This window comes from Nonomuraea sp. NPDC005501, assembly GCF_040605905.1.
In the GTDB taxonomy this organism is placed as follows: Bacteria; Actinomycetota; Actinomycetes; order Streptosporangiales; family Streptosporangiaceae; genus Nonomuraea.
The window spans coordinates 89787-104457 of sequence record NZ_JBEXDT010000006.1 but is presented as its reverse complement, the minus strand read 5'-3'; the positions used below and the strand labels follow the sequence as shown (position 1 = coordinate 104457).

Annotated in this window: 7 protein-coding genes and 1 pseudogene; 1 reads left to right on the top strand and 7 read right to left on the bottom strand. The window is 73.3% G+C overall.

The window, feature by feature from the left end:
- The first annotated feature begins 50 nt into the window (after window positions 1-50).
- Entirely contained in the window at window positions 51-5645 is a 5595-nt protein-coding gene (locus tag ABZS51_RS06090; protein ID WP_355436966.1) for a TIR domain-containing protein, read from the top strand.
- 277 nt (window positions 5646-5922) lie between these two features.
- Here ABZS51_RS06090 and ABZS51_RS06085 read toward each other — a convergent pair.
- The 7 genes and pseudogenes from ABZS51_RS06085 to rpsA form a co-directional block, all read right to left on the bottom strand.
- A pseudogene (locus tag ABZS51_RS06085) lies at window positions 5923-6807 on the bottom strand (pentapeptide repeat-containing protein); the annotation flags it as partial.
- Window positions 6808-6952: 145 nt separating this feature from the next.
- The gene (gene coaE / locus ABZS51_RS06080) at window positions 6953-7555 is read right to left on the bottom strand and encodes a dephospho-CoA kinase (protein WP_355436964.1); all 603 of its coding nucleotides are present in this window, start codon (window positions 7553-7555) and stop codon (window positions 6953-6955) included.
- 32 nt (window positions 7556-7587) lie between these two features.
- Complete coding sequence (locus tag ABZS51_RS06075; protein ID WP_355436962.1) at window positions 7588-8034, bottom strand: GNAT family N-acetyltransferase; 447 nt, start codon at window positions 8032-8034, stop codon at window positions 7588-7590.
- A 99-nt stretch (window positions 8035-8133) separates the two neighbouring features.
- Window positions 8134-9264, bottom strand: coding sequence for an epoxide hydrolase family protein (locus ABZS51_RS06070; protein ID WP_355436960.1), 1131 nt, complete (start codon window positions 9262-9264; stop codon window positions 8134-8136).
- 72 nt (window positions 9265-9336) lie between these two features.
- On the bottom strand, window positions 9337-11160 hold the full coding sequence (locus ABZS51_RS06065) for an ABC transporter ATP-binding protein (RefSeq protein ID WP_355436958.1): 1824 nt from the start codon (window positions 11158-11160) through the stop codon (window positions 9337-9339).
- Window positions 11157-12677 (bottom strand): ABC transporter ATP-binding protein, encoded by a 1521-nt coding sequence (locus ABZS51_RS06060; protein ID WP_355436956.1) that lies wholly within the window; start codon window positions 12675-12677, stop codon window positions 11157-11159. The genes ABZS51_RS06065 and ABZS51_RS06060 overlap by 4 nt, the downstream gene beginning before the upstream one ends.
- A 405-nt stretch (window positions 12678-13082) precedes the next feature.
- Window positions 13083-14573: a 30S ribosomal protein S1 gene (gene rpsA / locus ABZS51_RS06055; RefSeq protein ID WP_310709233.1), complete on the bottom strand. Its 1491-nt coding sequence runs from the start codon at window positions 14571-14573 to the stop codon at window positions 13083-13085.
- Between the last annotated feature and the right edge of the window lie 98 nt (window positions 14574-14671).

Sequence of the window (14671 nt, the reverse complement as noted above, 5' to 3'; positions counted from 1 at the left end):
TGATCGCACATCGCCTCCCCAACGCCGATGCCGCGAGGGATACTGAGCAGATGTCACGCGACGGCAGGCCGACCGAGATCTTCGTCAGCTACTCCCCCGCCGACACGGCGTGGGCGACGTGGATCGCGTGGGAGCTGGAGGCCGCCGGGTACAAGACCATGATCCAGGCGTGGGACTTCGTCCCCGGGACGAACTTCATCGACTTCATGGATCGTGGCGTCAGCGAGGCGCAGCTCGTCGTGGCCGTGCTCTCGCGCCACTACCTCACCTCCCGCTACGGGCGCCTGGAGTGGCAGGCCGCGCTGCGCGCCGACCCCGACGACCCCTCACGCAAGCTGGTCACGATCCGGCTGGAGGACGTCCAACTGGAGGGACTGCTGTCCACGATCACCTGGGTCGACCTGCTCGGCGTGAACGACGCCGGCCAGGCCAGGGCGCGGCTGCTCGGCCGCGTCGGCGAGGCGCTGGCCGGCCGGGCCAAGCCCGACGTGCCGCCCGCCTTCCCCACCGGCGCCCACGCCGGCGCGCAGGCGCCCGCCCCGACGCTGCCCGCCCCGGCCGAACGCTCCCGGGCCCGCCGCACGCCGGTGACCGCCCCCAAGTTCCCGCCGGCGACCGGCCCCGACCACCGGCGGGAGTCGCTGAGCGTGCTGCACGTCGGCGGTCCCCGCTTCGGCCGGGCGCTGCCCGACCCGGGCGAGCCGTTCACTCCGGAGGACATGCAGGCGCGCATCTGGGCGGACCTCACCTCCATGTACGACCGCGGCATGCCACGGCCCGACCTCATCGTGGTCAGCGGCGACCTGACCGAGTCGGGCAGCCTCGGGCAGTTCGGCCAGGCCACCCGGTTCGTCACGGACCTGCGGCTGCTGCTCGGGCTGGAGCCGCACCGCCTCATCCTCGTGCCGGGCCCGCGCGATGTCACCAAGGCCGCCGCCAGCGCCTACTTCATGACCTGCGAGGCCGACGACGTCAGCCCGCAGCCGCCGTACTGGCCGAAGTGGCGCCACTTCGCCGGGCTGTTCGACGAGGTCTACCAGGGGCTGGACGACCGGGTCTTCGACGGCGGACAGCCGTGGACGCTGTTCCAGGTGCCCGACCTCAAGGTGGTCGTGGCCGGGCTCAACTCCACCATGGCCATGAGCCACCTGGAGCGCGACGCGTACGCGCAGCTCGGCGAGGCGCAGGCGGCCTGGTTCGCCGAGCGGCTGCGGCCGTACGAGGAGAGCCAGTGGCTGCGGCTCGGCGCGATGGGCCACCCGCCGTCGGCGCTGCGCGACGCGCCCATGTTCGACCGCCTGCTGTCGCACCGGCTCAACCTGCTCTTCCACGGCGCCGGCCGCGCCCACGGCCCGGAGGAGAACGGCGAAGGGGGTGTGGTGGCGCCCCGGCCGGGCCGCCACCACGTCGTCGAGATCATGCCCGGCGGCGTCCGCACGTGGGTGCCCGACCAGGAGCCCCGGCGGGACTCGCGGAGCTGGCGGGCCGCCCGCGCCCCGTTCACCGGCGAGACCCCCCAGGTGCCGCGGCCCCGCCAGGAGCCGCCGGAGCGCGAGCCCAGCCCGGTCGAGCTGCTGCTCGACCGGATCGCCGAGGTGTGCGAGGCCCGGCACGAGCGCGCGCGGATCCGCCGCTTCCCCACCCACGTCGTCGTCACCCACCCCGACGACGGGTTCGTCCGGCTGACCATGATCGGCGCGCACGTGGGCCGGATCGACGAGGCCGCCGCCGAGGCGTTCGCCCGGCAGGCGCACGCGGCCGGGCTGCAGGGCGAGCTGGTCTACCAGGGGCCGCCGCCCGAGCGCGCGCTGCGCGACGCGTTCCTGCGCAGAGGGGTGCTGCTGCGCAGCTTCACCGAGTTCCAGGGGCTGCTGGACCTGTCCGGGTACGTGGCCGAGCAGACCGCCCGGCTGGCCGGCGACCGCCGCTACCCGCCGGGGCTGTACGTCCCCCAGCGCTACCGCGAGCTGGACCGGCCCGGCCACCCGGTCAAGGACGGGCTCACCGACGAGCTGATGCGGCTGCTCACCAGCGACCACGGCCGGTTCATGCTGCTGCTCGGCGACTTCGGCCACGGCAAGACGTTCGCGCTGCGCGAGCTGGCCCGGCGCATCCCGGCCGAGCTTCCCCACCTGACACCGATCTTCATCGAGCTGCGGGCGCTGGACAAGGCGCACTCGGTGGACGCGCTCGTGGCCGCCCACCTGGCCACCCACGGCGAGGAGCTCATCGACCTCAAGGCGTTCCGCTACCTGCTCCGGCAGGGGCGCATCGTGCTGCTGTTCGACGGCTTCGACGAGCTGGTCGCCCGGCTCACCTACGACCGGGCCGCCGACCACCTGGCGACCCTGCTCGCCGCGGCCGAGGACAAGGCGAAGATCGTGGTCGCCAGCCGCACCCAGCACTTCAGGTCGCACGGGCAGGTGCTGCGCTCGCTCGGCGAGATGGTCGGGGTGCTGCCCCAGCGGCGGCTGCTCGCCGTCGAGAACTTCTCCCGCGACCAGATCAACTCCTACCTGGTCAACCGCTACGACGACGGCGACGAGGCGGCGGCGCGCATGTCGCTGCTGGAGAGCATCGAGGACCTCCTCGACCTGGCGCAGAACCCGCGCATGCTGAGCTTCATCGCCGACCTCGACGCCGAGCGGCTGCGCACCGTGGTCCGGGCCCGCCACACCACCAGCCCCGCCCTGCTCTACCAGGAGATCCTGACGTCGTGGCTGATGTTCGAGGAGCGACGGACGGCGCTGCCCGGCTCGGCCTCCGGTCTGACCCTGGCCGAGCTGTGGCAGGCGGTGACGGCGCTGGCGCTGCGCCTGTGGGAGGCGGGCGAGGCGCTGCTCGGCGTGGAGGAGCTGACGGAGTTCGCCGAGACGCTGACGGACCTGGCGGGCGGCCAGCTGTCGGCCGCGCACGCCGCGTACGCGATGGGCTCGGGCAGCCTGCTGGTCCGCACCGAGGAGGGCATGTTCGGGTTCATCCATTCCTCGGTCATGGAGTGGCTGGTGGCCCGCCACGTCGCCGACACCCTCGACGACCCGGTGACGCTGGCGCGGGGGCCGCTGACGCCGCTGAGCGTCGAGTTCCTGTGCGACCTGGCCGACGTACGGGCCCTGCGGGCGTGGCTGAACGACCCGCCCCCCGGGCATCACGCCGGCGCCAACGCCGTCAAGATCGCGGGACGGCTGCGCACCCCCGCGCAGGCCGACCTGCGCGGCGCCAACTTCAAGGGCGAGGACCTGTCGGAGCGCGACCTGCAGGAGGTCGACCTGACCGGCGCCGACCTGTCGGAGGCGACGCTCGCCCGCACCAACCTGTCCAAGGCCGTGCTGCGCGACGCCCGGCTCACCGGGGCCCGGCTCGACGGAGCCCTGCTGACCGGGGCCGACCTGCGGGGCGCCGACCTGTCCGGCGCCCGGCTCATCCACACCGACCTGAGCGACGTGACCGCCGAGGGCGCCCGCTGGCACCGGGCGGCGCTCATCCATGTCACCGGCACGCTGCCGGACCTGCCGGGCGCCGCCGTGGTGCCCGGCACGCCGGTCGAGACCCAGCTCGCGCCCGCCGCCATCGGCGTCCCCTACGGCTACCACTTCCAGACCAGCCGGCTGCCCGAGCCCATCGCCTACAGCCCCGACGGCACGACGATCGCCATCGGCAACGAGGACGGCGGCGTGCTGCTCTGCGTGGGCGGCTCCCCCGCGCGCACCCTGCAGGGCCACCACGGCCGCGTCTACGCCGTCTCCTTCGCCGGCGACCTGCTCGCCTCCGGCGCGAGCGACGGCGTCGTGCTGCTGTGGGACGCCGTGACCGGCACACTGCTGCGCCGGCTGGAGGGCCACCCCGACGGGGTGTGGCCGGTACGGCTCAGCCGCGGCGGCGAGCTGGTGGCCGCGGGCGGCGGCGACGGGATCGTCCGCGTCTGGGAGACCGCCACGGGCCGCGAGGCGCACCGCCTGGCCGGGCACCAGGCGCCCATCTACACGGCCTCGTTCGGGTACGCGGAGCTGGTGACGGGCGACTCGGCGGGCGTGGTGCGCGTCTGGGACCTCGGCACCGGCGACGTGGTGGCCACCCTCGACGGCCATGGCGGCTCCGTCTACCGGGCGGTCCACAGCCCGGACGGCCGCCTGCTGGCCACCGGCGACGAGGCGGGGGCCGTACGCCTGTGGGACACCGCGACGTGGACGCTGCGCGGCACGCTCACCGGCCACGCCGGGTCCGTCTACTGCGTCGCCTTCTCCCCCGACGGCACGCTGCTCGCGACCGGCGACACGGCCGGCGCCGTCCGCCTGTGGGATCCGGTCGCGGCCGAGCCGCGGGGCATGCACACGGTCCACTCCGCGAGCGTCTACCAGGTGGCGTTCAGCCCCGACGGTCGCACCCTCGCCAGCGGCGACTCCGGCGGCGTCGTCCGCCTCCAGGAGACGGGCGGCACGGCGCGCGTCGAGCTGACCGGTCACCGCAGCTCCGTCTGGCCGTTCGCCTACCGCCCCGACGGCCAGCAGCTCGCCACCAGCAGCAACGACGGCACCGTGCGCCTGTGGGACCCGCCGACCGGAAAGTGCCAGCGGGTCCTGCGCGGCCACGGCAGGCGCATCTCCTCGGTCCGCTTCAGCGCCGACGGCACCATGCTCGCCACCAGCGGCAACGACGGTGTCGTACGCGTGTGGGAGGCGGCCACGGGGCGGCGGCTGCGCGAGTTCACGGGCACCGCGGACCGGCTCGTCTCCGCGCTGTTCTCACCGGCCGGCCCCGTGCTCGCCACCTCCAGCAACGACGGCGGCGTGCACTTCTGGAACGCCATCACCGGCGAGTACGAGCGCGAGCTCAACGTCGAGACCGACCACGTGTGGGCCGAGGCGTTCAGCCCGGACGGCACGCTCCTGGCCACGGCCAACGACGACGACAGCGTGCGCGTGTGGTACCGCGCGACCGGCCGCCTGGTCAGCGACCTGGCCGACCACCGGGGCCGGGTCCGCTCGATCGCGTTCAGTCCGGACGGCCGGTACGTGGCGACGGGCTGCGACGACCGGCTGGTCCGCGTCTGGGACGTCGAGTCCGGCGGCCGGGTGGCCACCCTCGAAGGGCACACCGACCGGGTGTACGCGGTCGTCTTCTCGCCGTCGGGACGCTACCTGGCCAGCGCCAGCAACGACGGCACGGCCCGGGTGTGGGAGCTGCTGCCCGGCCGGCCCTGGCAGCCGGTGCTCAGGCACACCCTGGAGGAGCACACGGGGCGGCTGTGGTCCGTCGCCTTCGACCTCACCGGCGAGCGCCTCGCGACCGGCGGCGACGACCTGACCGTACGCGTGTGGGACACGATCACCGGGCGGCTGCTCCACTCGCTGAAGGGGCACACGCGGCGGGTGTGGTCGGTCGCCTACAGCCCGTCCGACCCGGACCTGCTGGCCACGGCCGGGGACGACGGCGTGGTGATCCTGTGGAGAGGCGAGAGCCGCCACGCCACGCTGCTCGGTTTACCCGAGGGATGGGCGGCGCTGTCGCCGGGTGGCCGGTACAAGGTGGAGGGGGAGGTGGCGGGGCAGTTCTGGCACGTGATCGGGATGTCGCGGTTCGAGCCGGGCGAGCTGGACCCGTACCTGCCGGATGTCCGCCCCGTGCCGCTCGACAGCCCGTTCTGACCGGGCGGGTCTCTGACGGGGCCTGCTTGGTAAGGGATCGCGGTGCGCGGCGGGGCCTGAGGAGCCTTGGTGGGGGCTCGCGGGATCGGGGCCCCTTCCGGGGCCTGAGGGGCCTCGTCAGGGTCTGGCGGGGTCAGCCCTTCCCGTTGCCGCCCCGGCCCGTCGGCCGCCCGCCACGGCGCCGTACGGGCCCGCCCTTGGACGGCCTGCCCTGCCCGGTGGACGGCCCGTCCTGCCGCTTGGCGCGGCCGCCCGTGCGTCCGGCCTCCTCCGCGCCCCAGTGGGCGGGACGGGTGAGCGTCGGCGGGATCTTCGTGGCGGCGTCGCCGCGGGCCGAGTTGAGCTGCGGCTGGGTCAGGAAGACGCTGCCCCTGAGGTCGGCCCCGGCGAGGTCGGCCCCTCTGAGGTCGGCTCCGATCAGGTCGGCCAGCCTCAGGTCCGCTCCCCTGAGGTCGGCCCCGATGAGGTAGGCGCCCCGCAGGTCGGCGCCGTGCAGGTCGGCTCCCCGCAGGCGGGCCCCGATGAGGTCCGCGCCCCGCCGGTCCTTACCGCGGTCACGCCCCTGTCCGGCCGGCTGCCCGGCCGCCCGCGCGGGAGCTCGTACGAGCTCGCTCACGCGCAGCAGCAGCGGGTTGACCTCGGCGCGCCGGGCGGCCACGTCGAGCCCGGTCAGCTCCTCCGGGCCGAGCCGGGTGAGCGCGTCGATCTCGTCCCGCGCCCGCCGTGCCTCGTCGTGCACCGGCGCGGCATCGGGCAGCGCCAGCGCCTCCGTGAGGTACCACAGCAGCTCGTGGAGCTGCCGCACGACGGGGAACACCGCGAACATCCGCCCGGCCGTGCCCGGCGCGCTCCGCCAGTCCTGCCCGCCGAAGGTGGTCTGGGAGACCTTCTGGCCCGCGCCGAAGCAGTCGTACACCGTGCAGCCCGGGAACCCCTCCTGGCGGAGGTGCTGGTGGATGCCGCACCGGAAGTCGTCCTGGAGGTTGTGGCAGGGCCGGCCGGCGCCCTTGTCGACGGCGAAGTCCGCGGACCTGGCGAACGGCAGGGCCACGCAGCACAGGGCGAAACAGCTCCCGCAGTCGGCCCGCAGCTCCGGCCGGTCCGGCGCCGGGCGAACGCCCCGAGCTCCGGCATCCTCCTGGCCCGTGTGCCCGACCGTCATGTACCCGCCCCGCTCCCCGAACCGAACTCCCGCACATCCTACCGACGCGGTGAACGGCGTCGTTCGCGCCGGCTCCGGGCCCCCGGCTCACGATCGTCGGCCCCGGGCAGCGGACATCCCCGTCCCGGCAGGAACGCCCGTCCCGTCAGCCGCGGGCCGCCCGGCGCAGGAGGTCGTCCCACACCTCGGCCACCCTGGTCTCCAGCTCGTCGAGCGTCCCCTCGTTCGGGATGACGACGTGCGCGATCGCGAGCCGCTCGTCGCGTCCGGCCTGCGCGGCGATGCGGGCCCGGGCGTCGCTCTCGGGCATGCCCCGGTGCTCGGCCAGGCGGGCGACGCGGACCTCGTCGGCGGCGTCCACGACGATCACCACGTCGTACATCGGAGCCAGCTTGTTCTCCGCCAGCAGCGGCACGTCGTAGACCACGATCGCGTCCTCGGCCGCCTGCCCCTGCAGCTCCGCGACCCGCTCCCCCACGAGGGGATGCACGATCGCGTTGAGCGCGGCGAGCCGGTCGGGGTCGTGGAAGACGATCGAGCCCAGCTTGTCCCGGTCGAGCGAGCCGTCGGGCCGCAGCACCTCCTCGCCGAACGCCGCCACAACCCGCGCCAGCCCCGGCGTGCCCGGCTCGACGACCTCACGGGCGATCTTGTCGGCGTCGATCACCACGGCGCCCCTGGCGGCCAGCCGCCGCGACACCTCGCTCTTGCCCGACCCGATGCCGCCGGTCAGTCCGATCTTCAGCACCCGCAAAGCCTATCCGCCCTCCTCCTCCGCGCTCACCGCCGCAGATGGACCAGCGTCAGGTGGTCGTCCATGCGCTCGCGGCGGGTCTCCCGGTAGCCGAGGCGGCGGTAGAGCCGCAGGTTGCCGTCGGACAGGTGGCCGGTGAACAGGTCGAACGCCGACGCCTCCGGCACCTGCTCGTGCAGCGCACGTAACAGGGCGGTGCCCAGCCCGTCGCCCTGCCGGTCGGGGGCCACGACGAGCCGCCCGACCCGGCAGGTGGCGCCGGACAGGCGGCCGCGCACGGACCCGACGACCCGCCCCGCGTCGACGGCCTTGAGCACGACGCCGTCGCGGATGGCCTCACGGACCTGCTGGAGGGACTCGACGAGGGGCGGGATGAACGGATCGCCGTAGAGCTGGGCCTCGGTGACGTACGCCGCCCGCTGCAGCGTGAGAATCTCACCCGCGTCGGCCTCCTCGGCCCGCTGGATCTCCACGCCCAGCACCCTAGCCGAGGCCCCTGGCTCCGTGCACGGTCCCGCGAACGCTCCCGGGCCCACCCGCCCCGACGGCTCGGCTGTCCGCGGTCCCGCCCGTCAGGCGAGCATGCCGAAGAACGTCCGCAGGCTCTCCACCAGCGACTCCGGCGCCGCCATGGCCACCATGTGGCTGGGGCTCCGGTGACCGCCCCAGTGGATGATCTTGTTCTTGCGTTCGGCGACGCGCCGCAGCAGCGGGAGGGCCGTGTGGGACACGCCGGTCGGCACGGCCGTCTGGTCGATCGGCATCCCGGCGGCCCCGTCGTAGTAGGTCCACGACGACGACCCGCCGGTGCCGGTCAGCCAGTAGAGGGCGGCGTTGACGAGCAGCAGGTCGCGTCCGATCGGCTCGGCCACCTCACCGCTGGGCCAGCCGTCGAACTCCTTGAACCTCTCCACCAGGTACGCGAGCTGCGCCACCGGCGAGTCGGCGAACCCGTGCGCGAGGGTCTGCGGCCGGGCCGACAGGTACGGGCCGTAGCCGCTCTGGCCCGCGATCGCCCGTCCGAGCTCCGCCAGCTCCGCCAGTTCCTCGGCGCCGGCCCCCTCCAGCTCGGCCGGGTCGCCGGTGGGGATGCCGAGACCGGCCGTGATGTGCGAGCCGATCACGTGCTCGGCGTCCAGGAGGGCCAGCCGGGGCGTCACCAGGGCCCCGGCGTCGTTGCCGTGCGCGCCGTAGCGCCGGTAACCCAGCCGGCTCATCAGCTCGGCCCAGGTACGGGCCACGCGCTCGATGCTCCACATCCGCTCGTCGGCGGGCTCGGGGAACGGCGAGAAGCCGAAGCCGGGCAGGGACGGCGCCACCACGTGGAAGGCGACGGCGGGGTCGAGCCCATGGGCGCGGGGGTCTGTGAGCGGGCCCATGACGTCCAGGAACTCGGCGACGGAGCTGGGCCAGCTGTGGGTGAGGAGCAGCGGCAGCGCGCCGGGCTCGGGCGAGCGTACGTGCGCGAAGTGGATCGTCTGCCCGTCTATGTCGGTGGTGAACTGCGGCCACTCGTTGAGCCGCGCCTCCTGCGCCCGCCAGTCGAAGCCGTCGGCCCAGTACGCGGCCAGGTCGCGCAGGTAGTCCACCGGGACTCCCCTGCTCCAGCCGCCGGGCAACTGCGCGGCCCAGCGGGTGCGGCGCAGACGGTCGCGCAGGTCGTCGAGGTCGGCTTCGGGAACGTCGATCAGGAATGGCTTCATGGCTTCCACACTAGAAACCAATGCGGAACATTCCGTTCCGCGATCACATCGCCCGGGTCGTGAATCTCTCCTTCACTCCACGCTCGCGCCCGCGTCCCGATCCGCCGGCACCGGGGTCTGACCGTCTCCTGGCTCCACCGGTCGGCCCTGCGGACCATCGTGTTCGGCGCCGACGCTCCGCGAGCCGTGCCAGGACCTCCACAGCTCCTCGTACACACCGCCCGCCGCGACCAGCTCATCGTGGGGTCCGACCTCCACCACCCGGCCGTTGTCCATGACCACCGCCCGGTCGGCGTCGCGGGCCGTGTGCAGGCGGTGGGCGATCGCGATGACGGTCCGCCCCTCCAGGACGGCGGCGAGCGAGCGTTCGGCGCGCCTGGCCGTCCGGGGGTCGAGCATGGCGGTGGCCTCGTCGAGGATGACGGTGTGCGGGTCGGCCAGGATGACCCTGGCCAGGGCGAGCTGCTGGACCCGGTCCGGGCCGAGGGTGGCGCCGGACGACGGGGACCCCAGCTCGTCGTCGAGCGAGGCGACCCAGTCTGCGCCGACCGCCGCCAGCGCCTCGCGCAGGCGGTCGTCGCCGGCCGTCGGATCCGCCAGCAGCAGGTTGTCGCGGACCGTGCCGAGGAACAGGTGCTGCTCCTGGGTGACCAGGACGACGTGCTCGCGGAGTCGGTCGGGCGAGAGGTCGGCGACGGGCACCGAGCCGACGGTGACCGTGCCCAGGCGAGGGCGGTCGATGCCGGCCAGCAGCTTGCCCAGGGTGGACTTGCCGGCTCCCGAGGGGCCGACGACGGCCAGGCGCTCGCCGGGCCGCACGGTCAGATCCACGCCGGACACCACGTCGTCGCCGCCTTCGTAGGCGAAGTGCACGCCGCGCGCCTCGATGCGGTCGCCCTGCGGCGCCCCGGCGCCGGCCTCCTCTCGCGCCGGTGTCGCGAGGCCCTCGATCCTGGCGAAGGAGGCGCCGCTGCTCTGCAGCTGCTCCAGCCAGATCAGGATCGTCTCGATCGGCTGGCCGAGCTGGCGCAGGTACAGCACGCAGGTGACGACCGCGCCCAGTGTGACCTGGCCGCGGTCCAGGAGCACCCCGCCGAGCAGCAGCACCAGCACGGGCGGCAGGAGCGAGGAGACCTCCACCGAGGGCCAGAGCACGCCGCGCAGGAAGAGGGTCCGCAGCTGGGCGGCCCGGCTGCGCTCGATCACCCGTTCCGCCGCCCGCGTGCGCTTGGCCTGCAGGCCCAGGGCCTCGATGGTGCGGGCGCCCGCGGCGTCGGCGGCCAGGTGCTCGGCCAGCTCCGAGCGGGCGGCGCCCTCCTCCAGGTAGGCGGCGCGGGCGCGGCGAAGGTACCAGCGGGAGGCGGCCACGATGCCGGCCGGCGCGAGCAGGCCGCAGGCGCCCAGGACCGGGTCGACCAGGAAGACGGCGACGATCAGGAAGAGCGCCTGCAGGCTCGAGACGAGGATCGCGGGGGCGGCGTCGCGCAGGGTGCGGCCGACGACGGCCACGTCGGTGGTCCCGCGGGCGGTCAGGTCGCCGGTGCGGATGTGCTGGACCGTGGCGGCGGGCAGGGCCAGCACGCGGTCCAGGAGTTCGGCGCGGATGTGTTCCTGGACCCGCTCGCTGAAGCGGGTGCCGATCTTCTCGGCGTACCTGGACAGGACCAGCTGGGCCAGCGCCGCGCCCACGGCGATCGCGGCGAGCAGGTCGACCGTGCCTCCGGCGCTGATGGAGTCGATGATGCGGCCCAGCAACCACGGGCTGACCAGCGCGGCGGCCGCCGCGAGGCTGTTGAGCAGCAGCGTCGCGGTGAAGCCCGGCACGTCTCGCCTGACCAGGCGCAGGGCGGCCCGCCGTACCTGCCGGCGGTCGGCGACGGGCAGGTCGCGGTTCATGCGAGCACCGACCGGTAGCCGGGGGTGGACTCCATCAGCTCGCGGTGGGTGCCCGAGGCGGCCACCCGCCCGTCCTCGATGAACAGCACCTGGTCGGCCTGGGCGAGCAGCAACGGCGAGGTGGTGGCCACGACCGTCGTACGGCCGGCGCGTGCCGTACGGAGCCGCCCCGCGAGGAGGGACTCGGTGTGCGCGTCCAGCGCGGAGGTGGGCTCCACCGCCAGCAGCACCTCGGGCTCGGCCAGCAGTGCCCGGGCCAGGCGCACGCGCTGGCGCTGGCCGCCCGACAGGTTGCGGCCGCCGGGTTCGATCATCGAGTCGAGCCCGTGGCGCAGCCCCGCGACCACGTCCTGCGCCGCGGCGACGTGCAGGGCCCGGTGGATGGCCTCGTCGCCGGCCTCGCCCCTGCCCTGAAGGACCTCGCGCAGCGTGCCCGCGAACAGGGCGGCGTCGTGGTCGGCGATCAGCGAGGTGCCGTCGAACCCGCCCAGCCCTTCGAGCAGCGCCACGCTCTCCTCGGGCCGGGCGCTGACCAGCCCCACCAGGCTCCCCGGCGCGAAGTCCGGCCCGGCGGGCGGGGGACGCTTCTCGGCGCGCAGCGCGAGGAAGCGGGTGACCTGGCGGGCGGCGACCAGGCCGTGGCTGATCTGGAAGCTGCCCTCGATGAAGAAGGAGACCGGCACCACCAGCACGGCGATGTACCCGTACACCCCGACCAGCTCGCCCACCGTGATCGCCCCCTCGGCGGCCAGCCGGGCGCCCAGCCAGGTGACGGCGGCCAGGAACAGGGCGGGCAATCCGGCGCCCAGCGCGCCGATCCAGCTCGTCAGCGACGCCACCCGGTAGCCCTGCTCACGCAGGCTCGCCGAGTCGGCGCGGTACCGCTCGGCGTAGGTGCCCTTGCCGCCGAAGGCGTTGAGCACCTGGAGCCCCTCGATCAGGTCGACCAGGCGGGTGGCCAGCCTGCCCTGGTTCTCGCGGTAGCCGTTCTGCACCTTCATCAGCCGCCCGAGCAGCGGGCCGAGCAGGATCGCCAGCAGCGGCACGCCCAGCAGCACTACCACGGCCAGCACCACGGAGACCTGCAGCAGCAGCGCCGCCACCACGCCGTAGCTGATCACCGAGCCCACACCGGGGCCGGTCACCGTCAGCGAGGCGGCGATGGTGATGACGTCGCCGATGCCGATCGTCACCACGTCGCCCGTCGAAGCGCGCTTGGGCAGGTCGGCGCCCAGCTTGTTGATCTGCTCGACCAGGACGCGCACGGTGCGGAAGTGGGCGTCCATCCGGATCTTGGTCATCGTGCGGTGCCGCAGCATCGCCAGCCAGGCGTTGACCAGGCCCGAGCCGAGCAGCACCAGCACCCAGCCGGGCGCCAGATCGTCGTCGATCGCCCTGGACAGCAGGTACGGCGGGAGCGTCAGGCTCACCATCCAGAGGGTTCCCAGCGTCGCGCCCAGCGTGACCCGGCCCTTCTGCGCCCAGGCCAGCCAGCACAGATACCGAGCCGCCTTCATGGCGATCACGTTAGAGCACGGCTTTGACGACTCTTTGCCCGCCCTGGGCCCGCCGTTTGCGGCGGCCGACCCGGGTGACCGGTCACGCACTGCCCGGATGCGCACCGTGACGGCGACGTCGCCACGGTGCGCGAAGCCCCGCTCGCGGTAGTCGGCGCGCAGCCGGTCCCGAGAGTGCACGCGGCTCGCGTCGATCACTCCTGCTCTCACCGCGTACGCGGCCTGGCGGACGAGGCCGAGCCGGTGGTGGTGCTGCGGATCGATGAGAGGGCGAGGGCAGGCTCTCAGGACCAGGGAGGCGAGCGGAAGCGGGCCGGAACGCGGGAAGCCCCGCACGGATGATCCGTGCGGGGCTTCCCCCAGAACGTGCCTGCGTCAGGACCTGCCTGCGCGCGGGCTGCTACCTCAGCTCTGACCGCCGGCGAGCTTCTCGCGCAGAGCCGCGAGCGCCTCGTCGGAGGCGAGGGCGCCACCGGCCGGAGCGGAAGAGGAGGAGGAGCTGCTCGACGGAGCCGCGGACTCGCCGGTGTAGGTCGAGGGAGCGGCCTCGCCGGCCTCCGCCTCGGCCTTGCGGGCCTCCTCGATCTGCTTCTTGTGGGCCTCGAAGCGAGTCTGGGCCTCGGCGTACTGCCGCTCCCACTCCTCGCGCTGCTTGTCGAAGCCCTCGAGCCACTCACCGGTCTCCGAGTCGAAGCCCTCGGGGTAGATGTAGTTGCCCTGGTCGTCGTAGGTCGCCGCCATGCCGTAGAGCGTCGGGTCGAACTCGACCTCGGCGCCGCTGACACCCTCGTTGGCCTGCTTCAGCGAGAGGCTGATGCGACGGCGGTCGAGGTCGATGTCGATGATCTTCACGAAGATCTCGTCGCCGACCTGGACGACCTGCTCCGGGATCTCCACGTGGCGCTCGGCCAGCTCGGAGATGTGGACCAGGCCCTCGATGCCCTCCTCGACCCGGACGAACGCGCCGAACGGCACCAGCTTGGTGACGCGGCCCGGCACGACCTGGCCGATCTGGTGGGTGCGGGCGAACTGCTGCCACGGGTCTTCCTGAGTGGCCTTGAGCGACAGGGAGACGCGCTCGCGCTCCATGTCGACGTCGAGGACCTCGACCGTGACCTCCTGGCCGACCTCGACGACCTCGGAGGGGTGGTCGATGTGCTTCCAGGACAGCTCGGACACGTGGACCAGGCCGTCGACGCCGCCGAGGTCCACGAACGCGCCGAAGTTGACGATCGAGGAGACGACGCCCTTGCGGACCTGACCCTTCTGGAGGGTGTTGAGGAACGTCTGGCGAACCTCGGACTGCGTCTGCTCAAGCCAGGCACGGCGCGACAGAACCACGTTGTTGCGGTTCTTGTCGAGCTCGATGATCTTCGCCTCGAGCTCGCGGCCGACGTACGGCTGCAGATCGCGGACACGGCGCATCTCGACCAGGGACGCCGGGAGGAAGCCACGGAGGCCGATGTCGAGGATGAGACCACCCTTGACGACCTCGATGACGGTGCCGGTGACGATGCCGTCCTCGTCCTTGATCTTCTCGATCGTGCCCCAGGCCCGCTCGTACTGAGCGCGCTTCTTGGACAGGATCAGGCGGCCCTCCTTGTCCTCCTTCTGGAGAACCAGGGCTTCGACGTGCTCGCCGACCTCCACGACGTCAGCAGGATCGACATCGTGCTTGATCGAAAGCTCGCGCGAGGGAATGACACCCTCGGTCTTGTAGCCGATATCGAGAAGGACCTCGTCTCGATCGACCTTGACGACGGTGCCCTCGACGATGTCGCCGTCGTTGAAGTACTTGATGGTCTCATCGATCGCGGCGAGGAAGGCTTCCTCGGACCCGATGTCGTTGACCGCTACCTGCGGGGTGCTCGAGGTGGCCTCAGTGCTGGACGTCATGTGTGGAATTGCTCCGAACGCGGACAGGATGTCGATGTGGCGGACGCGCGGCAGGCCCTCTTCCGCATCAAGCCGAGGAGTTACGACATCGACGTGAC